Origin of the sequence: Flavobacterium sp. CG_9.10 (genome assembly GCF_015752245.1) — a bacterium.
Taxonomy (GTDB): Bacteria; Bacteroidota; Bacteroidia; order Flavobacteriales; family Flavobacteriaceae; genus Flavobacterium.
Window position 1 is genome coordinate 37323 of record NZ_JADOVD010000015.1, and the last position, 24279, is coordinate 61601.

General features: G+C 31.4%; 27 protein-coding genes. 7 read left to right on the plus strand and 20 right to left on the minus strand.

Going from position 1 to position 24279, the window contains the following annotated elements; translation table 11 throughout:
- Positions 1-270 precede the first annotated feature (270 nt).
- The 8 genes from IWX84_RS12755 to IWX84_RS12790 all read right to left on the minus strand — a co-directional run bounded on the left by IWX84_RS12755 (position 271) and on the right by IWX84_RS12790 (position 6347).
- The gene (locus tag IWX84_RS12755) at positions 271-966 is read right to left on the minus strand and encodes an ABC transporter ATP-binding protein (RefSeq protein WP_196851145.1); all 696 of its coding nucleotides are present in this window, start codon (positions 964-966) and stop codon (positions 271-273) included.
- Positions 967-1009: 43 nt separating this feature from the next.
- Entirely contained in the window at positions 1010-2473 is a 1464-nt protein-coding gene (locus IWX84_RS12760; RefSeq protein ID WP_196851146.1) for a DUF5687 family protein, read from the minus strand.
- 47 nt (positions 2474-2520) lie between these two features.
- Positions 2521-3228, minus strand: coding sequence for a hypothetical protein (locus IWX84_RS12765; RefSeq protein ID WP_196851147.1), 708 nt, complete (start codon positions 3226-3228; stop codon positions 2521-2523).
- Positions 3229-3317: 89 nt separating this feature from the next.
- Positions 3318-3629 carry a GIY-YIG nuclease family protein gene (locus IWX84_RS12770; RefSeq protein WP_196851148.1) on the minus strand — a complete coding sequence of 104 codons (312 nt, stop codon included), beginning with the start codon at positions 3627-3629 and terminating at the stop codon, positions 3318-3320.
- A 348-nt stretch (positions 3630-3977) separates the two neighbouring features.
- Positions 3978-4649 carry a hypothetical protein gene (locus tag IWX84_RS12775; protein ID WP_196851149.1) on the minus strand — a complete coding sequence of 224 codons (672 nt, stop codon included), beginning with the start codon at positions 4647-4649 and terminating at the stop codon, positions 3978-3980.
- On the minus strand, positions 4646-5317 hold the full coding sequence (locus tag IWX84_RS12780; RefSeq protein ID WP_196851150.1) for a hypothetical protein: 672 nt from the start codon (positions 5315-5317) through the stop codon (positions 4646-4648). Before IWX84_RS12780 ends, IWX84_RS12775 begins: the two co-directional genes overlap by 4 nt.
- A complete protein-coding gene (locus IWX84_RS12785) occupies positions 5314-5994 on the minus strand; it encodes a hypothetical protein (protein WP_196851151.1) in 681 nt (226 codons plus the stop codon). The genes IWX84_RS12780 and IWX84_RS12785 overlap by 4 nt, the downstream gene beginning before the upstream one ends.
- Positions 5995-6005: 11 nt before the next feature.
- Positions 6006-6347 carry a PadR family transcriptional regulator gene (locus IWX84_RS12790; protein ID WP_196851152.1) on the minus strand — a complete coding sequence of 114 codons (342 nt, stop codon included), beginning with the start codon at positions 6345-6347 and terminating at the stop codon, positions 6006-6008.
- A 152-nt stretch (positions 6348-6499) separates the two neighbouring features.
- On the opposite strand from IWX84_RS12790, the gene IWX84_RS12795 reads away from it, so the two are divergent.
- Together IWX84_RS12795 and IWX84_RS15395 are read left to right on the plus strand one after the other, a co-directional pair.
- Positions 6500-7552: a ferredoxin--NADP reductase gene (locus tag IWX84_RS12795; RefSeq protein ID WP_196851153.1), complete on the plus strand. Its 1053-nt coding sequence runs from the start codon at positions 6500-6502 to the stop codon at positions 7550-7552.
- 265 nt (positions 7553-7817) lie between these two features.
- A complete protein-coding gene (locus IWX84_RS15395; RefSeq protein WP_231385493.1) occupies positions 7818-7973 on the plus strand; it encodes a hypothetical protein in 156 nt (51 codons plus the stop codon).
- 45 nt (positions 7974-8018) lie between these two features.
- Here the strand turns inward: IWX84_RS15395 and IWX84_RS12805 are convergent, their stop codons facing one another.
- Positions 8019-9047, minus strand: coding sequence for a glycosyltransferase family 9 protein (locus IWX84_RS12805; RefSeq protein WP_196851154.1), 1029 nt, complete (start codon positions 9045-9047; stop codon positions 8019-8021).
- A gap of 44 nt (positions 9048-9091) precedes the next feature.
- Complete coding sequence (locus IWX84_RS12810; protein WP_196851155.1) at positions 9092-9697, minus strand: DUF4254 domain-containing protein; 606 nt, start codon at positions 9695-9697, stop codon at positions 9092-9094.
- 88 nt (positions 9698-9785) lie between these two features.
- Between IWX84_RS12810 and upp the strand changes: the two genes are divergently transcribed.
- Positions 9786-10439 carry a uracil phosphoribosyltransferase gene (gene upp / locus IWX84_RS12815; protein WP_196851156.1) on the plus strand — a complete coding sequence of 218 codons (654 nt, stop codon included), beginning with the start codon at positions 9786-9788 and terminating at the stop codon, positions 10437-10439.
- Here the strand turns inward: upp and IWX84_RS12820 are convergent.
- Entirely contained in the window at positions 10434-11363 is a 930-nt protein-coding gene (locus IWX84_RS12820; protein ID WP_196851157.1) for a DUF6427 family protein, read from the minus strand. The two genes, upp and IWX84_RS12820, sit on opposite strands and share 6 nt — an antisense overlap.
- 143 nt (positions 11364-11506) lie before the next feature.
- Between IWX84_RS12820 and IWX84_RS12825 the strand changes: the two genes are divergently transcribed.
- On the plus strand, positions 11507-11737 hold the full coding sequence (locus tag IWX84_RS12825; protein WP_196851158.1) for a DUF6341 family protein: 231 nt from the start codon (positions 11507-11509) through the stop codon (positions 11735-11737).
- Positions 11738-11767: 30 nt separating this feature from the next.
- On the opposite strand, the gene purD is transcribed toward IWX84_RS12825, so the two are convergent.
- Entirely contained in the window at positions 11768-13042 is a 1275-nt protein-coding gene (purD, locus tag IWX84_RS12830) for a phosphoribosylamine--glycine ligase (protein ID WP_196851159.1), read from the minus strand.
- A gap of 113 nt (positions 13043-13155) precedes the next feature.
- On the opposite strand from purD, the gene IWX84_RS12835 reads away from it, so the two are divergent.
- The 3 genes from IWX84_RS12835 to IWX84_RS12845 are packed head-to-tail and all read left to right on the plus strand — an operon-like array spanning position 13156 to position 15062.
- On the plus strand, positions 13156-13437 hold the full coding sequence (locus IWX84_RS12835; RefSeq protein WP_196851160.1) for a type II toxin-antitoxin system RelE/ParE family toxin: 282 nt from the start codon (positions 13156-13158) through the stop codon (positions 13435-13437).
- 11 nt (positions 13438-13448) lie between these two features.
- A complete protein-coding gene (locus IWX84_RS12840; protein WP_196851161.1) occupies positions 13449-13751 on the plus strand; it encodes a HigA family addiction module antitoxin in 303 nt (100 codons plus the stop codon).
- Entirely contained in the window at positions 13752-15062 is a 1311-nt protein-coding gene (locus IWX84_RS12845; RefSeq protein WP_196851162.1) for a phenylacetate--CoA ligase family protein, read from the plus strand.
- On the opposite strand, the gene IWX84_RS12850 is transcribed toward IWX84_RS12845, so the two are convergent.
- The 8 genes from IWX84_RS12850 to IWX84_RS12885 form a co-directional block, all read right to left on the minus strand.
- The gene (locus IWX84_RS12850) at positions 15046-15819 is read right to left on the minus strand and encodes a glycosyltransferase family 2 protein (protein ID WP_196851163.1); all 774 of its coding nucleotides are present in this window, start codon (positions 15817-15819) and stop codon (positions 15046-15048) included. The genes IWX84_RS12845 and IWX84_RS12850 overlap by 17 nt on opposite strands.
- Position 15820: 1 nt before the next feature.
- Complete coding sequence (locus IWX84_RS12855; RefSeq protein WP_196851164.1) at positions 15821-17188, minus strand: undecaprenyl-phosphate glucose phosphotransferase; 1368 nt, start codon at positions 17186-17188, stop codon at positions 15821-15823.
- A 460-nt stretch (positions 17189-17648) separates the two neighbouring features.
- Positions 17649-18632, minus strand: coding sequence for a UDP-glucuronic acid decarboxylase family protein (locus IWX84_RS12860; protein WP_196851165.1), 984 nt, complete (start codon positions 18630-18632; stop codon positions 17649-17651).
- 8 nt (positions 18633-18640) lie between these two features.
- Entirely contained in the window at positions 18641-19966 is a 1326-nt protein-coding gene (locus IWX84_RS12865) for an O-antigen ligase family protein (RefSeq protein ID WP_196851166.1), read from the minus strand.
- Positions 19908-21014, minus strand: coding sequence for a DUF1972 domain-containing protein (locus IWX84_RS12870; RefSeq protein WP_196851167.1), 1107 nt, complete (start codon positions 21012-21014; stop codon positions 19908-19910). The genes IWX84_RS12865 and IWX84_RS12870 overlap by 59 nt, the downstream gene beginning before the upstream one ends.
- A gap of 38 nt (positions 21015-21052) precedes the next feature.
- Positions 21053-22159 carry a glycosyltransferase family 4 protein gene (locus IWX84_RS12875; protein ID WP_196851168.1) on the minus strand — a complete coding sequence of 369 codons (1107 nt, stop codon included), beginning with the start codon at positions 22157-22159 and terminating at the stop codon, positions 21053-21055.
- Positions 22156-23274 (minus strand): O-antigen ligase family protein, encoded by a 1119-nt coding sequence (locus IWX84_RS12880; protein WP_196851169.1) that lies wholly within the window; start codon positions 23272-23274, stop codon positions 22156-22158. The genes IWX84_RS12875 and IWX84_RS12880 overlap by 4 nt, the downstream gene beginning before the upstream one ends.
- Positions 23275-23446: 172 nt before the next feature.
- Entirely contained in the window at positions 23447-24259 is an 813-nt protein-coding gene (locus tag IWX84_RS12885) for a glycosyltransferase family 2 protein (RefSeq protein WP_196851170.1), read from the minus strand.
- Positions 24260-24279: the final 20 nt, after the last annotated feature.

Sequence of the window (24279 nt, forward strand, 5' to 3'; positions counted from 1 at the left end):
GAGATTTGAGATTAAGAGGAGAACAGCCAGTGGCTGTTAGGTATTTATTATTGCTGTTTTAGGTAAAGATTCCATTATGATATTTTAATTGAAACAAAAGCCCGACCCGGAATTTTTCTTTCCGGGTCACGCCCAAAATAAATTCTTCCAGGCTTGAATGCTATAAATTTTAATTTGACTTACTAAAAATAAACCGCTAATTCACGAATTAATAAATGTAATTAGCGAATTAGCGGTAAACTGTTTTGTATGTACTCGCTAATTTAAATTTTAAACCGCAAAAAACATTTCCAGCTCTTGAAGTGTCTCTCTAGAGGTTTGAATATCTTTTACGATTTCTCCTTTGTTTAGTGCTACAATTCTATCGCAAACCTCCACCGTATGCAATAAATCATGACTTGAAACCAGAACAGTAATTTCGGGATTTTCAGCCAGTTCTTTGATGATTTTCTTTAATCTATTTACCGTCGTTGGATCTAAATTAGCAAAGGGTTCGTCTAGAATTACCACTTCCGGATTTCCAATAAGCGTAGCAATAATCCCCACTTTCTTTTGGTTTCCTTTGGACAAATCGCGTAAATATTTTTTGTTTTTAAGGATTTCACCGTTAAAAAACTCTTCGTGTTTAGCCAGCAATGCATCAATATCGGCTTTGTTTTGACCACGTAAATCGCCAATGAAATAAAAGTATTCTTCGGGTGTTAAGTAACCTATTAAAAAGCTTTCGTCCAGAAAAGAAGCGGTAAACGGTTTCCAGTTTTCACTCGTATTTACTTGAACATTATTATTGATAATATTTCCCGTTGAAGGTTGGATTAAATCCAATAACAAACTGAAAAATGTGGTTTTTCCGGCTCCATTATTTCCTACTAAACCAAAGCTTTGTCCTTTTGGAATCTCAAGAGTTTCAATGTTTAGAACTGTTGTTCCGTTATATGTTTTTGAAAGGTTGTTTACTTGTATCATTTTGATTTACGATTTTAGAAATACGATATTAGATAGACGGTTTTTATGATTTCTGCTTGTAAGCATCAATGGTTTTATATTTTTCGGTTTTATAGATTTTTTCGATTAGGGAGAAGACTTTATCTTTCAAAGCAAAACCTATTAATCCTGCAATGGCTACTAAAGCCAGACCCAAATTGGGATCCATAATTTTGGAACCAATCCAATAAAGTCCCAAAGGCAGTAGCAATTTTGGAAGTGAAATCAACATTGTGTTTACATTAAATGCTTTTTTGTCTCCAAAAGCGCCTTTGGTAGAATCTAAATCTATTGGTGTTTTCGTGTAAGCGCCGGCAAGAAGTACCAAGTGCGAATTTACTCCAATGTTATAAATCGCCCCAACGACAATTGTAAGATACACCTGCCAACCAAAATACAAATAAAACGACGCTAAAATTGTCGAAATAAAGGTTGCAATTACAATCAGCCACCATTTTGAACTCAAATATCCTTTGTAAGGGATGTTTTGTGTCATCATCAGCGGATAATAAGCGCTGTCCCAACTCGGTACAAATTGACCGAAAGTGAATAAGAATCCTCCCGAGACAAATATTCCTGCGAAAATGTGCATCACCGGATTATATAAACCATTCGTTTTAAAAAATAACAATCCATAAAATAAAAACACCACACTCATGATAACGGTGGTTTTCGATCTTTTGTTTCTTTTGATTAATTTGATGTCGTTTTTTAAGAACGTTCCCAAAGTCCCAAATTGGTTTAACCAAGTCAAATCCTCTGTTTTGGCAATTTTGTTTTTAGTCGAAAGTCCCGCATCTAAGTATAAATTATTTTTAAAAAAATGGAAAGTGAAATAATATAATCCCACTAAAGCCATAACAGGAAACAAAAACATCCATTTTGTATGAAACAATGCATCGAAAAACAAAGAAGTATAATTGGTAATATCAAAAAATTTATAATACTGACAACCTCCTAAAACAAGTACAATCCCAACGAAAATGGCAAACAAATTGTCTTTGTTGTTCAATAAAATATTGAGAAAATTATTGATGTAAATTAATGAAATCATTGCCAAATACCAAAGTACCGAACTCACAACATCATATCCTTCTATAATTAATACAATTGTAAATGGAATAAAGAAAAAAGCATGAACAAAATTAAAAAAGGACAAAATTGTCTTTCCCAAAGAGAAATGCACAATTGTTGGTTTTTTTATTGGTAAAATTAATAATGGTCTAATGTTCATTACCGGAATAGCTTGTAATAAAAGACGAATTATTAAATCCAGCAGGAAGTAATAAATCAGAAACTTATTTACCGTTACTAATGGATCAAGTTTCATTTCCTTAAGAATGTAAAATGCTCCAATTCCCAAGGCCAAGAAAGCCACAGAAAAATAAGCAATAAGAAATAACATTAGAATTTTTAGTCCCAAATTAGTTGCGAAAGAAGCTGACCGTGTAAAAGCCTTCCATTCGAGATAAATAAAGCGTTTAAACATAATTTAGTGGTTTGGTTTTATTGTAAGTAGATAAAGACGGAAAAATGTTACAGCTTTTCTAATTTATATTCGGGATAGGTAGTTTGTAAATAGTCTTCTGCCTTGGATGGAATAATTTTAAAAATGATGAAAATCAACAGACCAAGAACTACCAGAAAGAAACTCAAACCTAGTGTCCAGATTTCATTACCCAAATACTTTTCGGAATGATTAAAGATTGAAACGAAGAAGTTAAATGGAAAAATGATAGCGCATGAAAAACTTCCATATTGATTTATTATTTCTTCAAAAAGCCATCTTTTTTCTTTGGTTTGCTTTTTTCTTTTTTTGATTTTATTGTTTTTGAAAATTTCGTAAAATGTAAACCCAATCAAAATGAGGTAAAACCCGATAAAAATCCATTCGTTGTACCGACTTATTTTGAGAATACTGTATAAAACTAGCGTCATAGCTATCGTCAATACAATCTTTGGGATGCCAAAAAAATCTTTAAAATGTTGCCAAACCAAACCGTTGTATTTTTTACCCAAAACGGCTTGTCGTTTTTCCACTACGTCCATAAACCCAAAAACGCCAAACTTCTTAAATTCTTTGTTCAAAGCTTCATCAAAAGTAAGTTTAGGATTTTGTGCCCATTCGGTTTCAATGGCATTCGCTAAATGATCCACTAATTCCGATTGCAAGTCATACCATTCTACATAATGCTGGCGGGTGAAAGTGAAAAGGTGGTCAATTTGTGAGGTGGTTAGTTTCATGATATGTTTTGGTATTCTTGAAAGTTATTTGTCGCTTAAGATTTTCTTACTTCTTTTGTCATGCTGAGGAACGAAGCATCTCTGCTTGGTTATTCAAAACAGTGGTCCAAAAAATTTAACTCCGGATTAATTGTTTTAATTAATGTAATCTTCTTGTCTTTTTTCCAGCCTTTAATTTCTTTTTCTTTTGCAATTGCTAATTGAATCCAAGCAAATTTTTCGAAATACAACAAAAAATGAACATTATATTTGGCTGTAAACGAATTAGGATTCAAGGATTCTTTGTGCTGCTGTAATCGAATTTTTAAATTATTTGTAACGCCAGTATATAAAACCGTTTTCGCTTTGTTAGTCAAAATGTAAATATAATACGTATGGTACCCTTCTTGAAATTTAATCATCTTTTTTCGCTTTAAAAGTGATTTGCCAATTTTTTGGAGATGCTTCGTTCCTCAGCATGACAAATTTGTGGAAGTATATGGTTGACATTTATAATTCGTTTTATTTTTTGATTGGTAGTAAAATTAGTCTTAATTATTTATGTTTTAATTTGTATTGTGTTACTAATTTTTTTCTCTCTTTTTTGTCATGCTGAGGAACGAAGCATCTTCACTGTTTGAGTTTTGTACGTATACAATTAAAATTCATTTTTTTAATTCGTTGTTCTTGTATTAGCTTTAGCAACTTGTAGAGATGCTTCGTTCCTCAGCATGACAAATTTGTGGGAATGTTCAAATTGTTACAAAAAATCATGAAAGTTGATATTGTTTTTTGATTTTTGCAATAGTCGTTTTTTGAATATGAATTGCTGTAATCATAAATAATAATTCCACCACCCACAAACAACAAAAAAGTAATACGAGCCATTGATATTCCAATAATTCTTGTTTTAATTGTATTGTGATATTCATTCCTAAAGATGGAAATGAAAACACTAAAAGGTGCGGATTCAAGGTTTGCAAAGTCAAAAATTGATTGCCATCAATTTCTTTGCTTTTCCACCAATAATAAAGTAATGGTAAACCAACAAGCAATAAAGAAGAAAATAATACCGCTAAATATTTCTGAGGACTAACAAAATAAGCTGAGAAAGTATACGCTAAATAAACTAATGAAACACTACCGATGATTTTTGGAAATGTTAAATACTTTGCAATCATTTTTCTGTGCTCTCTAGATAATTCTTTACTAAGAATTTTTCTTCGTTCCTTTTCAATTGTCTTAAAACTAGAATCCCCTATAAACTTATTTGCAGTAAACTGTTTAACTTGTTCAAAAGTTAAATTTGGATCTTTCTCCCAAATTTCCTCCATACTGCTTACCATGTGATCTGTGAATTCTAGTTGAAGCTCGTACCACTTGATATCAAATGAAGCAAAATAGTTGAAAATATGTTGGGTTTGTTCTTGATTTAGTTTCATGCTAAAGTATTGGATAATTTTTTTTCAAATTGAAAATGTTTCTGCGCCAATTGCAAATAAAATCCCGCTAATAAAACGTAAATTATTGCAAAAAAAATAGATGAAAAAGCAATTTTCGTGTCTGGATGGTTCAAACGAATTGGAAATACGCCAATTCCTAACAATAGAAGAAAGATGATCAGACCAGCGCTTTTCTTCTTCATCAAATAACTATACGTTGTTTGTCTCTTTGATTTCCAAAGTAAAGCCCAAACTAAAATAACCAAGCAAAATTCGACAAGAATAAAAGATTTAAAAACTTGTTCAATGTTTGTGGGAACGGTTATAAAACTTGAATTTCTTACCAATAACAATACTGAACTTGCAATCAAAGTAGCTACAGAAATTACAATTAACAACTGCTTTTTTAATAATTCATGACATTTGGAAGTCATTATTTTAGGATTCGTAAAACCAATTAAAAATGAAAAAGAAGGTTGTAATTGCGGCTTCCATTTTTCAAAAACCATTTGTGCGTTTTCTTTAAATGAAAGGTCGTTTTCATCCATAAGAATTTCTATTTCTGAGGATATATGATCCGTAACTTCCAGTTTTAAATCTTCACAATTAAGACCGTTTAAAACTAAAGTTTTTTCTATTTGTGTTATTTGTTCTTGAGTTAGTTTCATGAGTTGGAAATAGATAGTTTTTTTTCTATTTGAAAGTGTTTGTGCAGAAATCTTAAGCTGTTTAAACCATACAATATAAGTATTAATGGAATAATCAAAGAAAATATTTTAACTTCTGAGCTTTTGTTCAACGGTACTATTGGGAAAATCCCAGACCATATAGAAATTGAATGTGCCAAAGTCAAGTATATTCTTCTTTTAAACATTACGGAATAAGTGGTTCGCCAATTCGATTTTGAAAGAATAACTCGATAGTAAATAATTAGCAATGTAATTGCAAATAATAATGTTTTTACAATTATTCCGAGCATTAATAAGAAATTGATGTTGTTAAATATTTTATTAATTATCACGATAATCGATGCGCTAAAAATACTCAAAACAAAACCCCATTTCAACTCCGATTTAGAGAAATCTGCCATTTTTTCCATTGCAATCTTTGGTCCTGAATAAGCATAACCAAGCAATAAACCATAAGTTGTAGATTTTAATTGTGGCTTCCATTTTCCGAAAACAATTTTTAAATTTTCATTAAATGAAAGTGTGTTTTCTTCCATTAAAAATTCTATTTCTGAAGCAATATGATCCGTAACTTCTAGTTTTATGTCGTCATATTTTAGACCGTTTAAAACTAAAGTTTCTTCTATTTGGGTGATTTGTACTGTGGTTAATTTCATTTCTAAAAAAATTAAAATTCTAAATTCGGTTTTGGATTCACTAAACTCTGCATATTTCGGATAAAATCTTCCAGTTCTGAGAGTCTGTTTACGGTTTCTGTGGTTCCTTTTTCAGTTAATTTATAATATTTCCGCATTCGGTTATCCACTTTTTCAATCTCCACATCCAGTATGCCTTCGGCTTCTAGTTTATGCAAGGCAGGATATAAAGCGCCTTCGGTAATGTTCAATTCGCCTTGGGTAATCGCTTTTACTTTTTGGGTGATTTCATAACCGTACATCTTGCCATTTTCTTCCAGCAATTTCATGATTATGGTATTCAAACTTCCTTTATATAATTGTGAATTTTTCATTTTTTTGTCGTTGCGAGGCACGAAGCAATCTCAAGTTTAGAACACAAATATACATAAGAATCTTATACATAATTAAATTAGGTATAAAAATTTCAAAATATATCACTCTTAGAAAACATATCGGTTTACTATCTTTGTAAAAAAATAATCACATGTCGTCCTTTTTAAAACTCATTATAAAAGAAGTAAAACGCGAAACCAAAGATGCCGTTTCCATACTTTTTAACGTCCCTGCAGAATTAAAACCCAACTATTCATTTATTGCGGGTCAATACTTAAATTTAAGGTTAACATTAGACGGACAAGAAATTCGTCGTGCCTACTCGATTTGTTCGTCGCCAGAAAGCGGGGAATTACGAATTGCGGTGAAAGCGGTAAAAAATGGAGCTTTCTCTCAATTTGCAAATACAAAACTTAAAGCGGGTGACGCCCTGGAAGTAGGAACACCAGAAGGAAAATTCACATTTGATCCTCAAGCCGAACGACAAAAAAATTATGTTGCTTTTGTGGCAGGAAGCGGGATTACTCCGGTTCTATCTATTTTGAAGTCGGTTTTGAAAAACGAACCTAAAAGTTCTTTTGTGCTTGTTTACGGTAATAAATCGCCTGAGGAAACTATCTTCTTTCAAGAATTACACGATTTACAATTACAATATGTCGGGCGCTTTTTTGTGCACTATGTTTTCAGTCAAGCCAAAGCAGAAAATGCATTATTTGGCCGCATAGAAAAATCGGCAGTTAATTTTGTTTTGAATAACAAACACAAAGAACTGGAATTTGATAAGTTCTATTTGTGTGGTCCAGAAGAAATGATTAATCTGGTAAGTTCTGTTTTAAAAGAAAAAAACGTAAAAGAATCCGCTATAAAATTTGAGCTTTTCACCACTTCTTCCACGGAGAACGCTATAAAAGAAAATTTGGAAGGTCATACAAAAATCACCGTGATGGTGGATGATGAAGAAACGACTTTTGACATGTCAAAAAAACAGACGATTCTTGAAGCCGCTTTAAAACAAGGAATTGACGCTCCTTATTCCTGTCAAGGAGGAATATGCAGCAGTTGTTTGGCAAGAGTGACGTCTGGAACTGCAGAAATGACTAAAAACTCTATTTTGACTGATGGTGAAATTGCCGAAGGACTGATTCTTACTTGTCAAGCGCATCCAACCTCTACCAGTGTTTACATAGATTATGATGATGTTTAGGAATACCTGAATTAATTCATTATTCGAAGTTCCACGTTGAATATTCAATCTTTATAATTTTGAATATCCAACTTGGAATTTTTAAATTAGAGATCAAACAACATGAAAAAACTTTGAGAACTTTTTAAAAATAAACCCCATCTTCTGGACAAACCAGAAGTAGCGCAACTATTGGAATATTGTGAGCAATTGCAAGATAAAATCGTATAATTCAAATTTCAAAAAACGAATAAAAAAGAATAAAAAAGAATTAGCGATACTTGATATGATAAAAGAAGTTATAAAAGGCTGCCATGCTATCGAGAAAGAACAAGCCGAACATGACCGTTTTGGGTATGATGCGCCAAATTATCAGGAAACCATTTCGAATTTAAAAAGGTATATTTTGAAGCGATGTCAAGATGAGAAAATTTGGCTTTGAATTTTAAACAATTAAGAAATTTAGTTTCATTATTTCTTAAATAACTTAATGGCTAAAAAGGGCATTTTTTATTTTTAAAACTACTTTCTCCGGTAAAATCGTTCTCATTGCGTCCTCATAACCCTCTACTTTTATATTTCCATAAACGGATGTGGGGATTTTTGGAAACCGATTTCTATCAGAAACTAAAGCATTTTCCATCGGTTGATTGAAAGGCAAAAATCCCGCATACGGATGTGTTGCGCCCCAAAGGGTTATAACTTTTACTCCTAGCATTGCCGCAATATGTGCATTTCCGGAATCCATGGAAAGCATAACGTCCAGATTACTGATGAGTTGCAGTTCTTGCTGAAATTTGATTTTACCCGCCATATTTATGACATTTTCCTTATTATTTGAAAGCGAATTTAAAATTTCGATTTCCTTTTTACCGCCGCCAAAAAGCAAGATTGTATTGTTTTTGTCTAAAGCCAATTCGACTATGACTTGTTCCATTAAATCCAACGGATAGACTTTAGAATCGTATTGTGCAAAAGGCGCAATTCCAATTAGTTTTTGGTTTTTATCTCCAATTAAATTTAAAATTTCTGGGCTTAAAACGGCTTTTTCGGGAAATTCTGTCCCGAGACTTCGTGATGATAAATTAACTAAAAAACCAAGTTCCTCAAATACTTTTGCATGTCTCTCAAACATCGTTGGTAATTGCTTGAAAACTTTATTCTCATCTTGCGTCAATGCTTTTTTGGCTGCCCGACCTTTGTCAACTGAAGCCACTTTTTTTCCGCTCAAGGCAAAAAGCGATCTGATAATTTTAGAACGCAAAACGTTGTGCAAATCGGCAAAAGCGTCGATATCCAGCTTTTTTAAATCTTGGAACAATCGCAACAATCCAGCAATTCCTTTATGCCGCTCTTTTTCATCGAAAGCAAAAAAAGAAATATTAGGAATTCCATCGAAAAATGGTTTGAAAAATGGTCTGGAAACCAACGTGATTTTAATCTGCGGATACTGACTTACAAAAGCCCGTAAAACAGGAACCGTCATGGCGACATCTCCCATTGCGGAAAGTCTCATGACGGCTATATGTTGGATTTTTTTTGGCAATTTAAAAATGCGAATTATTTCTTGTTTTGGTACAAAACAGGATTCAATTCATCATCATTGTACATTTTCATTTGTTTGTAAACTTTCATGAATTTGTCTCCTTTTTCAATGTCTGTTAATAAGTCATCGATTGCCGTTGATAAATCTGATCTTTGTTCCAATAAAATGTTCAATTTTGTCTGACATTTATCTCTATGATCTTGTGAAGCTTCAGCACGAGTGGCTTCTTCATTCATGTGATGAATTTTTAAAGCTAAAATAGACAACCGGTCAAATGCCCAAGCTGGACTTTCAGAGTTGATTTTTGCATTCTCTTTTACCTTTACGTTGCTGTATTTTTGAAGGAAATAGCCATCAATATATTCTACCATATCAGTACGTTCCTGGTTAGAGGCGTCGATTCTTCTTTTTAATGTCAAAGCGGCTACAGGATCAATATTTGGGTCACGGATAATATCCTCGAAATGCCATTGTACGGTGTCAATCCAATTTTTCAGGTATAATAAATGTTCGAATTTATCTTTTGGAAAAGGATTGTTTATAGGCTGATCTACATTATCAAATTGATGATAATCCTTAATACTTTGTTCGAATACGGAATAAGCTAATTTTGAAAACATATTTTTATATTTTATAAATACAAAGATACTTTTTATACTTTTATGGAATAAAAAAAAACTTTAGAAGTTTAATTCCAAAATTCAAATTATGCAAATTCATATTTTATCAGAAAACAATAGTGTTCTGAACCATTTTTTAGGGCAAATCAGAAACATCAATATTCATAATGACAGTATGCGTTTTCGAAGAAATATTGAGCGAATAGGTGAAATAATGGCCTATGAATTGAGTAAAGAATTACACTTTAAAGACATCGAAATCCAAACACCACTTGGCATAAAAAAAACCACTGAAATTAAAGATCAGTTAGTTTTATGCTCCATTCTACGCGCTGGATTACCATTGCATTTGGGTTTTTTAAACTATTTTGACAGTGCCGAAAATGGTCTCATTTCAGCCTACAGACATCATCCTAACAATGATGATTATTTTGAAATTAAAGTCGAATATCAAGCAGTTGCTGATATCAATAATAAAAATGTAATACTGATTGATCCTATGCTTGCTACGGGACAATCCATAGTAGCTGTTTTCAATCGATTAATGGAACAAGGAAGCCCGAAAGAAATTCATGTCGCTGTTGTTATAGCAGCTCCAGAAGGCATTGCTCATCTTGAGAAACATTTACCTGAAAATTGTCATCTTTGGATTGCCACCTTAGACGAGAAGCTAGATGAGAAAAGTTATATTATTCCAGGACTAGGAGATGCTGGAGATTTGGCCTTTGGACAAAAATTATAATTGCGAGAAAAAAGCAAAAAAACTACAAGCAATAAGTACAACTAATGCTATTTCTTGACTTAACTTTGATTGCGGTGTTTCAATGTGGCTTGTTGCCATTATTGCCAAAGGTGCAATAGTAAACAGCAATAAATCATTGCTTTTATTTGCAGAAACCACAAAAATTACTACTCCAATAAAAAATGAAACTATAATTTTTTTGAATGAAGTATGCAAAAGTACCGGTCTGTGTGATAAGGTTGCAAACATAGATATTACAAAAAACAAGGCTATAGTGGCATAAATGGACAACGCGGCATTTTGATAATTGTTGGTGAAATAATTAATCTCAAAAGTAGTTGCTACGTTTCTATTTATAAATTCAATGATACTCACATTGAAAACCATAGATAAAAGCAAAGAAATAATTCCTACGATAAAAAGTGCGATAAATGGTAATACCCAATTTCTAAACTCGTTGGAAACATGAAAAAGTATCGAAATAAATACAAGTATAATAAATAGAACACTCCAAAAATGAAATAAAGCAGCTACAAAAATCCATAATGAAGCATCGAATATTTTTTCTGTGGAAGCTTTCAGTGATTGTAAAGAAATCAATCTCCGAAGTGCCAATAGAATAAAGAAATTTGAAACAACGAGGTTCAAATTATCGAGTACAGAGGGGAAAAAAAGTAGGAATAAAAGATAAAAAAAAATGGTGTAGCTACTGTCTTTACTCAATCCATTTTTCTTTGCAACGAAATTTGTAATTAAAACTGAGGCTAATAAAACACCTAAGATTGTTACTTTTTTCAAAATTAAAATACCCGAGCCCATCCAAGAAAGATCCTGAAACTGATACATTAAAAAGAAAACCAGTATTAAAATTACGACCAAAGATAAATTTAATGGAGTAGATTTTTTAAAAACACTTGTTATCATAAGGATATTTTATACTTTTGTGATTGTAAATATAATACTTGTTTAAAAGGAAAGGCTGCAAGTTCAAAAGATTATTATTGAAAATGAACTTTTTTGTAATCTGAAACCTTTAAAAACAATTAATAAAATTAATTTTATACATTATGAAAGCATTTTTCGAAGGAATAGAATACTTATTTGTAAACATTTTATTTGCTCCTCTTGACTTTTTACGCGCTTTAGAACTGAAATCTTGGTTTGTAGCTAGTACTATCAACTGGATTTTCATGATTATTTGCGCAGCAGCAATGGTCTATTGGATTTTGCAATTGAAATTACATCAAGACAATGGTGAAGAAAACCAAGATACTACCGCTCACTCTTTTTTAAAATAATATTTAAAAAAAGTGAACGATAATTGGAAACTATTTTAAATCATTTCCAATATCTTTTCTAAAATACATCTTATCAAAGCAAAGTTTATCTATGTTTTGGTAAGATTTTTTTATGGCCTCTTCAAAATTATTTCCATAGGACGTTACCGCCAAAACCCTTCCTCCATTAGACACAACATTGCCGTTGACTAATTTTGTTCCCGCATGAAATACAATCGAATCGGTAATATTTTCTAATCCTTGAATTACTTTTCCTTTTTCAAATTCTTCTGGATATCCACCAGAAACAACCATTATTGTAGTAGCGCTTCTTTCGTCAACTTCCAGCGTAATCTCATCTAGTTTTTCATTGGCTACAGCCAAAAATAATTCAACTAAATCCGTTTTCAATCTAGGAATAACCACTTCGGTTTCCGGATCACCCATTCTCACGTTGTATTCAATTACGATTGGTTCGTTTTTCACATTGATTAAACCAATAAAAACAAATCCCTTGTACGGAATTCCATCTTTTTGAAAACCTTCGATTGTAGGTTTTACGATGCGAGTTTCTATTTTCTCCATCAAAACAGCGTCAACATAAGGAACTGGAGAAACTGCTCCCATTCCGCCTGTATTTAACCCCGTGTCGCCTTCACCAATGCGTTTGTAATCTTTAGCCGTTGGCAGAATTTTATAACTTTTCCCGTCAGTCAGCACAAAACAACTTAATTCTATTCCGTCAAGGAATTCTTCGATAACCACTTTTGAACTAGCTGCGCCAAATTTTTGGTGAACCAACATGTTTCGTAATTCTTCTTTGGCTTCTGCCAAATCCTGAATAATCAAAACACCTTTTCCTGCTGCTAATCCATCTGCTTTCAAAACATAAGGCGGTTGCAAGGTTTCAAGAAATTTACATCCATTTTCAACCGTTTCAGCAGTAAAACTATCGTAAGCGGCTGTAGGAATATTATGTTTAATCAAAAATTCTTTGGCAAATTCTTTACTTCCTTCTAATTGCGCACCTATTTTTGATGGACCAATAACTGGAATATGTTTCAAATCATCATCGTTAAGAAAGAAATCGTAAATTCCTTTTACTAATGGATCTTCTGGACCTACAACAACCATCGCTACTTTTTCCTGAATCACGAACGTTTTTATAGCGTGAAAATCAGTTGGGCTCATATCAACATTAGTTGCGATTGAAGCGGTACCAGCATTTCCCGGTGCTACAAAAAGTTTGTCACAAAGTGGGCTTTGAATCATTTTCCATGCAAAAGCATGTTCTCTTCCGCCGGAACCCAGTAGTAAAATTGTCATGGTGTAGTTTTTAGTTGTGTATCCACCTTTTGGAGGATGGTGCAAAAATAGTTGGTTTTAGGCTGAAATAATAATTTTTTTTACTTACTTTTGACGTTAGTAACGTAAAAGATATGATAATTTCATTTGGATCCAAAGAAACTGAAAAAATATGGAATGGAATTGTGGTAAAAAAACCATCAATAGAAATACAACAAATAGCCCGAAGAAAGCTAAGAATGCTTAATAACTCTCAAGATTTAATAGATTTGAGCATTCCTCCTTCCAATCGATTAGAAAAATTAAAAGGCGACTTGAATGCCTATTACAGCACTCGGATTAACAGTCAATGGCGGATCATTTTTATATGGGAAAAAGGAAATGTTGCTAATGTCGAAATTATAGATTACCATTAAAAGTTCTTAAAATGGAAAAATTAAAAAATATACATCCTGGTGAAATTTTATTGGAAGAATTTCTTATTCCTTTAGAAATATCCGCCTACCGATTAGCAAAGGAACTGAAAATTCCGCAAACCAGAATTTCTGAAATTACTAAAGGAAACCGACGAATTACGGCTGATACCGCTTTGCGTTTGAGTCTGTATTTTGGCAATTCTGCAAAATTTTGGTTAGGACTTCAGGATGATTTTGATATTGAAGAAGAACAAGAAAATAAAGCACAAGAACTGCAATCCATCAAACGTTTTGCTACTAAAAATATAGCTTAGATGTTTCCACTATTCGACTTATCACTCCAAATAAATGGTTTCCCAATGAAGGAAGCCAAATCCGAATTGCAAAAAATTGTTGCTCTATCAGCTGAAGACCACAAAATTTTTGTCGATAATAAAAAAAGAGAAATTGTTGCATTTCATATGCAAAACAATCCTTTTTATCGGGAATTAATTGGTTTAAAAAATGATAAAAACTGGCATGATTTACCTGTTTTAAATAAACAAAATTTACAAAAACCATTATTGGAACGACTTTCGAAAGGCTATACTCCAAAAAATGTTTACGTTAATAAGACTTCCGGTTCCAGCGGTGATCCATTTATTTTTGCCAAAGACAAATACAGTCATGCATTAACTTGGGCTTCTAATATCTATCGTTTCGGCTGGTACGGAATTGATTTCAACAGTTCCTATCAAGCCCGTTTTTATGGAATTCCAATGGATTTTATTGGCAACAAAAAAGAACGGTTCAAGGATTTTTTGAGTAATCGGTTTCGATTCTCTATTTTCGATTTATCAGATGCTGTTTTAGAAAAGATGCTGAAAAAGTTTTATCATAAAAAATTCGATTATATCAATGGCTACACGAGTTCGATTGTTTTGTTTGCCAAATTTTTACAGAAGAAAAATATCGTATTAAAAGATATTTGTCCTTCGTTAAAAGTGTGTATGGTTACTTCCGAAATGCTTTTTGAAGATGATAAAATAGTGCTGGAAAAACAATTTGGAATCCCTATTGTCAATGAATACGGCGCATCAGAACTGGATTTAATTGCTTTTCAGAATCCCGAAGGACAATGGCAAGTGAATTCAGAAACGCTGTTTGTGGAAATTTTGGATGAAAACGACATTGTTTTACCGTATGGTCAAGAAGGTCGCGTTGTCATCACTTCCTTGTTCAATAAAGCGCATCCGTTTATTCGATATGACATAGGTGATATTGGGATTTTGGACGAAAAAAGCACCTTAAAAAAACCCATTCTCAAAAAATTAGTTGGTCGAACTAATGACGTTGCGATTTTGCCAAGCGGTAAAAAATCTCCCGGACTGACCTTTTATTATGTGACAAAAAGCATTATTGAAGACGATGGAAACGTAAAAGAATTCATTATTAAACAAACAAAAATGGATTGTTTTGAAATTGAATACGTTAGTGAAACCGAATTAAATTTGGCACAAATTCAAAAAATTAGAAAAGCAATTGAGTTGTATTTAGAACCTAATTTAAACTTCAGTTTTATTCGAAAAAGTACTTTGGAAAGAAGTAATCGTGGCAAATTGAAGCAGTTTAAATCGATGCTTTAATGTAGCGCGGTTTTATTAACAATTGCGTAAATAAAAATCCTATCATACAAATTGTTGCCACAACCAAATTGAATCCGTGAAACCTTCTGTAAACGGCAAAATTATGCTTTAATAAATCTAATTTTGAAGCAGAGATTGAGTTTTCTCTAATTCTGTAATAAGCCAAACTTTCAGGAACAGGTTGAGCAGATTTAATTTTTTTGAGAATCGTGAGCCAAAGCATCCAATCTTGGCGTTTTCTGATAGATGAAATATTAATCTTTCCGAAATAATCAACATCGTAAATACCCGTAAGATTCCCAACATAATTACAAAAAAACAACTGTTGATAGGAAAGATTTCTGGGTGATTCCACTCGTTTCTTTAATGACTTCCCTTCTTCATCAATACATTCGTAAAAAGAAAAGGAAAACGGTAAATGGTTGCTTTTTAGGAAATTTATTTGTTTTTCCAATTTCTCTGGTTTCCATAAATCATCAGCATCTAAAAATGAAATATATTTCCCCGAAGTCTTGTTTAAAGCGGTGTTTCTGGCAATTCCGGTTCCTGAATTTTTTTCGAGTGTATAAATTTTAATTCTTCTATCGTTAATTGCAATTTCTTCCGCAATTGAAACTGTTTTGTCCGAAGAACAATCATCAACAATAATCATTTCCCAGTTTTGGTAGGTTTGATTTTGCACGGATTGAATCGTTTCTGCAATGAATTTTTCAGAATTGAAAGAAGGTGTAATAATAGATACTAATGCTGTTTCCATTTTAATATGCTTTTTCTTCGCCTTTAAAAATATTGACAACCGTTTGCAAAATAATTTCTAAATCCAAGATAAGCGACCAGTTTTCGATGTAAAAAATATCAAAATTAACTCGGTTAATCATATCTTTTTCGGTTTCAATTTCACCTCGACAGCCGCTAACTTGAGCTAAACCCGTAATGCCAGGTTTAACGCAATGACGCACCATATATTTTTTTATTTTTTTTCCATATGATTTATTTTGTGCCCAAAGATGCGGACGAGGGCCTACAACTGACATATCACCCAGTAAAACATTCAAAAATTGCGGCATTTCATCTATGCTTGTTTTTCTCATAAATTTACCGATACGGGTGACACGCGGATCATTTTTGGAAGCCTCATTTTCGGTTGTTCCATTGATTCTCATCGAACGAAACTTATAACAAAAAAATTCATTTTCATCAATTCCAGGTCTGCCTTGCTTAAAAAAAATAGGCCCTTTAGACTCCAATTTTATCAAAATAGCTAATAAAGGCACTAGCCAAGATAAAAGAAATATTACAACAAGCGATGAAAAAACAATATCAAAAACCCTTTTAAATATCTTTATTAAAGGTTCATGCAAAATTGTTTTCTTTAAGGAAAGAACCGGGAAAAAATCGTAATAATCTATTTTCAAATTCTTTGAAAAAATCTCTTTTGTGTCTGGTATGAATTTTATTGTTTTGTTATTTTCATCGGCAAAATCAATTAAATCTTTCAACTCAACGTTGGAGATTTCATTTAATGAACAATATATTTCATGAACACAATTTTCAATTACAAAAGGCTTTAAATCTGCCAACTTACCTTTGATGTTTTGATTCGATTTCTTATCGGAAAAATAACCCAAAAATCGATAACCGTAATCGTTTCTGGTTTCGAAAAGATTTTTTAATTGAATTGCCTCTGGTGTATATCCAATGATTACTGCGCTTCTGTAATTACTTCCGGTTACTATTCTATATTCTTTTAGATAATAAAACAGCATGAATTTTGATAAAGTAATCAGCAATATGCTAGAACTTATAAAAAGAGCGATAGTATTACCGCTAAAAACAACCTGTTTTGAGAAAGGAAAATAAGCAATGACAATAAGCAAAAATAAGACAGATTGCTTAATTATTTTTGAAATAATTTCGATTGGTGTAGTAAAGCGATATACATCATAAAACTGTATAAAAACAGCAGTGCAAATCCATCCAACTGATTGATAAATAAGATAAATTTCAATGTTTAAATTAAGTTCTTTAAAGAAAAATAGGCTCATAACAGAAATGACCAATAAATCTGTGGCAACACTAATCGGTCTTATGTATTTTGAATATCTTCCTGTTTGAAATGCAGTCATAATTAACGAATATAACCTGTTCGGTACTTTATCAATTTTTTTAAAAAAATCCCTGTTGCCATTGAATTGAAACAGCTGCAGGTAATGGTTATCATTTCGTATCGGTTTACTTTGGCTTTCCAACATATTATCTGTTTTGACTTTTGGTTAGCAAATAGTAATTTTAAAAAATCAACTTCCAGAAAAACGCATAAAAATTACCTTAATGTTACTTTCTGTACTTTTTTTTTAACAACTTAATCACCCACAAAATCTATTACAGTAAATGTGCTGCTATTTTTTTATTTTTAATTAAATTCAAAGTATATTTAAACTATACAATCCGATACCACATCAAAATTAGTTCTTAATCCATTAAATTTCAACCTGTTTAACTAATAAATCTGTAGTTTATGCTGTCTATTTAAACAATTATATGATACAAAACAGACGAAACTCATTTTCCTCGAAATAAATTGCTTTACTTTATATAGCTTGAAAAATCTTTATGCTCCTCTTTTGAAAGCTCCTCTTTTGATAATGATTTAAAATACTCATAGGTAATTTTCATTCCTTCGGCACGGTTTACTTTGGCTTCCCATCCCAAAAGTTTTTTTGCTTTTGTAATGTCCGGTTGTCGTTGTAAAGGATCATTTATTGGTAAAGGAAAATATACTATTTTTTGATTCGTTCCCGTCAATTTAATTATTTCTTCTGCAAAATCCTTGATGGTGATTTCATCTGGATTTCCAATATTTACTGGTAAAACATAATCAGAATGCAATAATCTGAAAATACCTTCCACCTGATCATCTACATAACAAAAAGAGCGTGTTTGCATCCCATCGCCAAAAATGGTCAAATCTTCACCACGAAGTGCTTGTCCTATAAATGCAGGAATCACTCTTCCGTCATTAAGTCTCATCCTTGGGCCGTAGGTATTAAAAATTCTAACAATTCTGGTCTCTACTCCGTGAAAAGTATGATACGCCATCGTTATAGATTCCTGAAAACGTTTCGCTTCATCATAAACGCCTCTTGGCCCAATTGTATTTACATTTCCATAATATTCTTCGGTTTGCGGATGAACCAATGGATCTCCATAAACCTCCGAGGTAGATGCAATAAGAATTCTTGCCTTTTTGACACGTGCCAATCCTAAAAGATTATGCGTGCCAAGTGAACCCACTTTTAAGGTTTGAATAGGAATTTTCAAATAATCAATAGGACTTGCTGGTGATGCAAAATGTAATATATAATCTAAATCTCCAGGAACATGAACAAATTTTGTAATATCATGGTGATAAAATTCAAAATGTTCTAATTTGAATAAATGTTCTATGTTTTTTAAATCACCTGTAATCAGATTATCCATGCCAATGACAAAATAACCTTCTTTTATAAAACGATCACAAAGATGTGATCCTAAAAATCCTGCAGCTCCGGTAATAAGTATTCTTTTCATATAGATTTTTAGCTTATTTTGATGTCTTTTGAAATTTTTGTTGAATTGAAAAGACAATACATTATCGTAAAAAAAACAATTCCTCGTTGCCGAGATAAAAATGATTCCGTCAAAAATAAACTAATCGTTAGTACTGCAAAAGAAATATGAACGAAATCTTTTGATCGAATACCTTTTATTAAATTTAAAATAACAATCGCAACTATTAATAAAAAACCGAAAACACCCATTTCAGCAAAAAGTTGAATATATTCATTGTGGAAATTTTTATTTTGATAACCATCATGAGTGCTATCCCCGGAAAAAATGGCGTGTTCTTTTCCCTTTTCTTTAATTTTAAAAGCAGTTGCGTTAAGTCCGTAGCCGGTAAAAAAAATTGGATCCTCCTGCAGCATTTCTTTAAAAATCCTGGTTTGATACACTCTAAAAGCAGTACCGGAAAAATAATCGTTTTGTTGGAATTTTTGTTGCTTCCAAGCCTGGTAAACACTTACATAAATTACATTTCCTTGTTTTTCAAGCTTGTTACTAACGGCAGTATTGTTGTTCGAATAAAATTCAGATGAAAAGCGGTCTCTAATTCTAGGAGATAACACTAATAGTAACAACCCCATTACAATTAAACCAATCATTGTCTTTTTTCGCGCCAAACTCTTTTTAAAATTATAAAATTCATAAAATACAACTAGGAATACAAAAACTATAATTATATTCTTTGATGACAATAGAAAAATAAATATCGACAATAAAAAAGAGATTGTTTTAAAAAAATTTGATTCTGATATTTTTGTATAAAAATAAAAAAATGCGACACTCATATAAACTGAAACATGAATAGCATTAAGATCTTCATTTACTAAATCGTGGTAAAAGAATACGGCGTTGTTTGTAGTAATTAAATACCTAATTATGGCTTTAATCAAGTAGAAAACCATGTAAAAGAACATCCCAAAACTAAAATATTTTAGTACAAATTGTTTTTTATTTTCATCTAAAGCAGGCATTGCCATGAAGCAAACTGGAAAAATCAATAAAGGAAGTTCTTTTGAAATCGCTTTTAATGTTGCATGTACATCCTGACTCCAAAATATTGAAATTACCATCAAAAGATATAAAATAATTGGCGCAATCAGATATTTTTCAATTCTAAAATTATTTTTTCTGAAAGAGAATAGAGCTATTAATGCAAAAATTAATATAGCAATACTATTGACCGCATAACTCAAAGGTAAAGTAAGCAAAACTACTATTAAAGCCAGCAAATTAGGATTTTGTTTACTTTCCAATTTTATTTCTTGACATGCATTTTTCAAATAATTGCAGGTAGTCTCCATTAATTTTATCCCAATTAAATTCATTAACAATCGTGTCAAAATTATTTTGAACGAAATTTGAGTCCAACTCTTTATTTACTGTCAAAAAAAGCTCTTTTACCTCTTGAGCATTTGAAAAATAAAATGCGTTTTCTTGTAAAATAGCTCTATTGAAAATATTATCATGAGAAATAATCAAGGCTCTCGAAGCCATTGCTTCTAAAAGAGATGGATTAGTCCCTCCCACAGAATGACCATGAAAATACAAATTAGAATAGTATCTTAGATTGTTTAAGTGATCTAAGTTATAAATTCCGCCCAAGAATTTAATATTTGAGTACTCTTTAAATTTATTCTTTAGGAACACTCCATATTTTGTTTGATGATTTCCAACAACAATAATTTCAGTTTTAATATTGCTTAAGACGAGTCCTTCTAAAACCATGTCAAGATTATTTTCTGGTTCAAATCGAGCCATTATCATGTTGTATTTATATTTTGACAACTGATAATCCAATAATATTGATTCATTTGTATTTTTAAAAGGATAAGCACCATAGGCAATATAGGTTGATTTTTTATTATATTTTTCTTTCAAAATACTCTGGATTCCTAATGAATCTGCCACTAAATAGTCACTGCTTACCACTGCTAATCTTTCGGCAAATCTAAGAAATTGACGAACTGGTTTAGAATATTTGGTTCGTTTCCACTCTAATCCGTCCATATTAGTAATGATAATCGATTTACGTGGTAAAAGAAACGACCATATTGAATTACTAGTATAACCCAACTGCAAAATGATATCAAAATTTCTTTTGCGAGAATCCATAATGCAATTGTAATCATAAATGAATTGACCAAAAGTCCCAATTCTGTGCTCAGGATCATTTTGATGGATAATATGTACTCCATGAAAAAGTTTTTCTTGAAAGGGATGATTATGAGAATTATAGACATACACTTCCTGCCCTTTATTTACTAGGAACACTGAAAAAAATTCGGCAAATTGCTCAAAACCAGAGTAATAATTTGGTATACCCCGAGTACCTAAAATGGCTATTTTCATATGTTTTTACTAAATTTTATAATTAGCATTTTTTTAGTTTATATCGAGTGATTTTGATTGTCGTTTATTGCTTTTACAAGTACTGATGCAGCTATTCTCCAATTGTATTTATCTTTAATTGCTTTCGAAATAGCAGAAAGGTTTTGTGGATTCAGACCAGCAATTATTTTATATTTTAAATCCTTTTCATCAAAAGGATCAAATAAACTATTTTGGAAGAAGTCAAAATCAGACATTGCCGTTGTATTTGAGCAAATCGTTGGAATATGCGCTGCCGCTGTTTCTAATGGCGGAATGCCAAAACCTTCCGCAATAGAGGGATATATAGAAAGTGATGCCCCTCGAATTAAATTCAGTAATTCATCAAAATTGACTTTGTTTAGAATTACAATTTTATCTTTTATCTTGTTAGGTAACGTTTTAAAATAACTTTTGTAAGTTGTGTTTGTAATTGAATTATCTCCAACAAAAACTAAGTGAAATTGGTCATAAAATTTATTTTCAACAAAAACTTTTAATAACAACAGATGATTTTTTCTTTTTTCCCAGCGGCTTACATATAAAAAATAATTCGTTAAACCATAATTAACTTTATTAGCCTCCGTTACAGCTTTTTTGTCAAATTCTTCAAAAAAAACAGCCTCAATAGCATTTGGTGTTACTTCAATGTTTTCAATCTTGAAATGATCTTGAATTCTACTTTTAGAATATTCTGAAACGGTTAAAACTATATCTGCCTTTTTTGCGCTCCATTTGAAAAGAATCTTTTTAGAAATCTTATAAGCGAATGGAAAATAACGTGGGAAATCTAAAAATAAAACGTCGTGAATAGTAACAATGTATTTGCATTTTTTTACTGGTGGTACTATATATTGAAAATGGGCGTAATCAATATTGTTCTTTTTTATTAATCCTGGAATATCAACCAATAATCTTAAATATTTACTTTTTGATGAATACTGAAGATAATGCACATTATTATTATTTCCGAAAATGCTTTCAAGATTTCCGGTATAAGAAGCAAAATAAAAGGTTTTGTTTTGGTCCTTAATCAATTCTTGATAAAGCCCTTTTATATAACTTGCAGTTCCTTGAGGGCTTCCGTCAAAAACATGGCAATCAACAAAAATTTTTAAGTTTTTCATTCTGAAATCTCTTTTTGAAAATTTGTCTTTCTCTCAAAATACAATAATGCTCCTAAAATAAAAATAATAACATCTCGACCGTTATAAATTCCGGTAATTGTCAATGTAGTAAATAAATATATTAGCCCAATTGCCGAAACAAATAATGTAACAAATTTTTTGTCTTTATGGTTGAAATATACAGTTAGATAAAGCAATGTGAGAAAAATTAATAGAATCATAATTCCTATAATTCCCGTTTTGTAAAATAAATACATATACCCATTATGCAACTCTGAAATGTATTTAATTCCATTTTTTTCACCTGTTAATGGGGCGTAAAATTTTAGATTAACTAAAGAACCATAACCGGTCCCAAAAACAAAACTACTGGGATTGTCTTTCATTAAAGCAAAAGCTCTTTTTACTTCATAACCACGCCAATGGTCCCATAAATCTTTATGATTTTCTCGGTCAATTTTTGTTTTAAATATTTCAGCTGGCGCAATTTTTATTTTATAAAGAAATGCTTCCATTCCAGGTTTGTCTCTTTCTATTTTCACAGAAAACAAAAAGACATAAAACAGCATGATTACAAGAGTAAAAACTGCCAGAAACCGCAATGCTTTTTTGGTCAAAATAGTATGTCCTTCAATTGATAAAAAAAGAATAATCGCTACAACAATCATTGTTCTTGAAAAATATAAAATGTTTGAAACCAAAAGTACAATTAGAATCACTTTCTTTTTTAAATTGCTACTGAACAAGTTCTCCCGGTAGGATTTTTTATAATATAGCAGGAAAAAAAGAGCGAAAAGTTCTAAAAAATTGTCTTTTCCAAACTCTCTAATTCTGTCCACTGAACCGGAAAACAAATCAGCTGTTGCAATTAAAATTATAAAATGAAGTACTGCCGATCCAAATCCACATAAAATAATTGTCTTAATGAAGTGACTAAAATTGTTGATTTTTTTATAAAATAGATAACCAATAAGAAGACCTAAAACAGGTTTCAAAAAATGAAAAATATCTTTTATAATATTGTAAACTTCATATTTATGAATCATTGTTCCTGCAAAACCTAATAATAAAAGGAGTAGTACGGGTATTATTTTTATTAAAAAAGATTGCGTCATTGTCATTTTTTCGATAAAAAAGTAAAGCGCCACTAATCCTAATTGTATAAACAAATTAGCCTTGAAAGAAGGTAGATATAATTGTAAAAAAAGTACAATTACAAATAGTATAGTATAAAATTTAGATTTACTTATATGCATCAAATCGTAACTGGTTGTTTAAAAAAAATATTTAGTCTTTTATTAAAATTGATTTTATGTTTTTTACCCATTTATTTAGTCTCAAAATAATCGTAATTCCTGTTTTTTCAAGGCCGAAGAAATGTTTTGAAATATAGATCTCATATCCTTTTACTAATAAATGGTTTTTTGACTTGGTAAACCCTATAAAATGTATGTAACTAAAATGAGGCAAAAAAACTCTTTTATATCCATTATTTGCTAGTTTTTTGGAAAAATCAACATCTTCAACATATAAAAAATAGTCTTCATCAAATCCCCTAATTTCATTGAAAACCTTGCTCGATAAAAGTAAAAAAGATCCGCTTAACCAATCTACTTCATAAAAACGCTTTGTAAAATTTCCTTTTATAAAATCATTCCCTCTATCCAAAAGTCTTTTCATTTGGAACATATTTCTATAATTTGGGAAATTTCCCGCAGATGGCAGATAGTTTCTTTTGCCATCAAGCATTTTAATACCAATTGCACCTATTGTTTGATCCGTTTTTAAAAAATCTAAAACTGGCACTAACCGTTCAAGAACTATTGTATCATTGTTTAATAATAGCAAATAATTTCCGCGAGCAATTTTTACAGCTTCATTATTTGCTTTCCCAAAACCAAGATTACTTTTTGATTCAATAATGACTATTTCAGGGTAATTTTTTTTTATAAAGGAACAGCTTTCGTCGTGAGAATTATTGTCGATCACAATAATTTCGTATTCTATGTGGTCTAGATTTTGAACCAATGAATCAAAACATCCTTTTAAATATCTTACTCCATTAAAGTTTACTATTACTACCGAAAGTTCTGGAAGCATTGTTTTAAGTGTTATAAAAA

What these genes read in the sequence shown, in the direction of transcription:
- IWX84_RS12875 (WP_196851168.1), bottom strand. Translation starts at nt 22,159, where the DNA reads ATGAAAAACTTAAAAATTTTTGTTGATTGCCATGTTTTTGACGGAAGC.
- IWX84_RS12865 (WP_196851166.1), bottom strand. Translation starts at nt 19,966, where the DNA reads ATGGAGACTACCTGCAATTATTTGAAAAATGCATGTCAAGAAATAAAA.
- IWX84_RS12810 (WP_196851155.1), bottom strand. Translation starts at nt 9,697, where the DNA reads ATGTTTTCAAAATTAGCTTATTCCGTATTCGAACAAAGTATTAAGGAT.
- IWX84_RS12870 (WP_196851167.1), bottom strand. Translation starts at nt 21,014, where the DNA reads ATGAAAATAGCCATTTTAGGTACTCGGGGTATACCAAATTATTACTCT.
- IWX84_RS12835 (WP_196851160.1), top strand. Translation starts at nt 13,156, where the DNA reads ATGATAATTTCATTTGGATCCAAAGAAACTGAAAAAATATGGAATGGA.
- IWX84_RS12780 (WP_196851150.1), bottom strand. Translation starts at nt 5,317, where the DNA reads ATGAAACTAACTCAAGAACAAATAACACAAATAGAAAAAACTTTAGTT.
- IWX84_RS12860 (WP_196851165.1), bottom strand. Translation starts at nt 18,632, where the DNA reads ATGAAAAGAATACTTATTACCGGAGCTGCAGGATTTTTAGGATCACAT.
- IWX84_RS12760 (WP_196851146.1), bottom strand. Translation starts at nt 2,473, where the DNA reads ATGTTTAAACGCTTTATTTATCTCGAATGGAAGGCTTTTACACGGTCA.
- IWX84_RS12785 (WP_196851151.1), bottom strand. Translation starts at nt 5,994, where the DNA reads ATGAAATTAACCACAGTACAAATCACCCAAATAGAAGAAACTTTAGTT.
- IWX84_RS12850 (WP_196851163.1), bottom strand. Translation starts at nt 15,819, where the DNA reads ATGGAAACAGCATTAGTATCTATTATTACACCTTCTTTCAATTCTGAA.
- IWX84_RS12755 (WP_196851145.1), bottom strand. Translation starts at nt 966, where the DNA reads ATGATACAAGTAAACAACCTTTCAAAAACATATAACGGAACAACAGTT.
- IWX84_RS12840 (WP_196851161.1), top strand. Translation starts at nt 13,449, where the DNA reads ATGGAAAAATTAAAAAATATACATCCTGGTGAAATTTTATTGGAAGAA.
- IWX84_RS12765 (WP_196851147.1), bottom strand. Translation starts at nt 3,228, where the DNA reads ATGAAACTAACCACCTCACAAATTGACCACCTTTTCACTTTCACCCGC.
- IWX84_RS12775 (WP_196851149.1), bottom strand. Translation starts at nt 4,649, where the DNA reads ATGAAACTAAATCAAGAACAAACCCAACATATTTTCAACTATTTTGCT.
- IWX84_RS12820 (WP_196851157.1), bottom strand. Translation starts at nt 11,363, where the DNA reads ATGATAACAAGTGTTTTTAAAAAATCTACTCCATTAAATTTATCTTTG.
- IWX84_RS12795 (WP_196851153.1), top strand. Translation starts at nt 6,500, where the DNA reads ATGTCGTCCTTTTTAAAACTCATTATAAAAGAAGTAAAACGCGAAACC.
- IWX84_RS12770 (WP_196851148.1), bottom strand. Translation starts at nt 3,629, where the DNA reads ATGATTAAATTTCAAGAAGGGTACCATACGTATTATATTTACATTTTG.
- purD (WP_196851159.1), bottom strand. Translation starts at nt 13,042, where the DNA reads ATGACAATTTTACTACTGGGTTCCGGCGGAAGAGAACATGCTTTTGCA.
- IWX84_RS12845 (WP_196851162.1), top strand. Translation starts at nt 13,752, where the DNA reads ATGTTTCCACTATTCGACTTATCACTCCAAATAAATGGTTTCCCAATG.
- IWX84_RS15395 (WP_231385493.1), top strand. Translation starts at nt 7,818, where the DNA reads ATGATAAAAGAAGTTATAAAAGGCTGCCATGCTATCGAGAAAGAACAA.
- IWX84_RS12790 (WP_196851152.1), bottom strand. Translation starts at nt 6,347, where the DNA reads ATGAAAAATTCACAATTATATAAAGGAAGTTTGAATACCATAATCATG.
- upp (WP_196851156.1), top strand. Translation starts at nt 9,786, where the DNA reads ATGCAAATTCATATTTTATCAGAAAACAATAGTGTTCTGAACCATTTT.
- IWX84_RS12885 (WP_196851170.1), bottom strand. Translation starts at nt 24,259, where the DNA reads ATGCTTCCAGAACTTTCGGTAGTAATAGTAAACTTTAATGGAGTAAGA.
- IWX84_RS12825 (WP_196851158.1), top strand. Translation starts at nt 11,507, where the DNA reads ATGAAAGCATTTTTCGAAGGAATAGAATACTTATTTGTAAACATTTTA.
- IWX84_RS12880 (WP_196851169.1), bottom strand. Translation starts at nt 23,274, where the DNA reads ATGACGCAATCTTTTTTAATAAAAATAATACCCGTACTACTCCTTTTA.
- IWX84_RS12805 (WP_196851154.1), bottom strand. Translation starts at nt 9,047, where the DNA reads ATGAGACTTTCCGCAATGGGAGATGTCGCCATGACGGTTCCTGTTTTA.
- IWX84_RS12855 (WP_196851164.1), bottom strand. Translation starts at nt 17,188, where the DNA reads ATGACTGCATTTCAAACAGGAAGATATTCAAAATACATAAGACCGATT.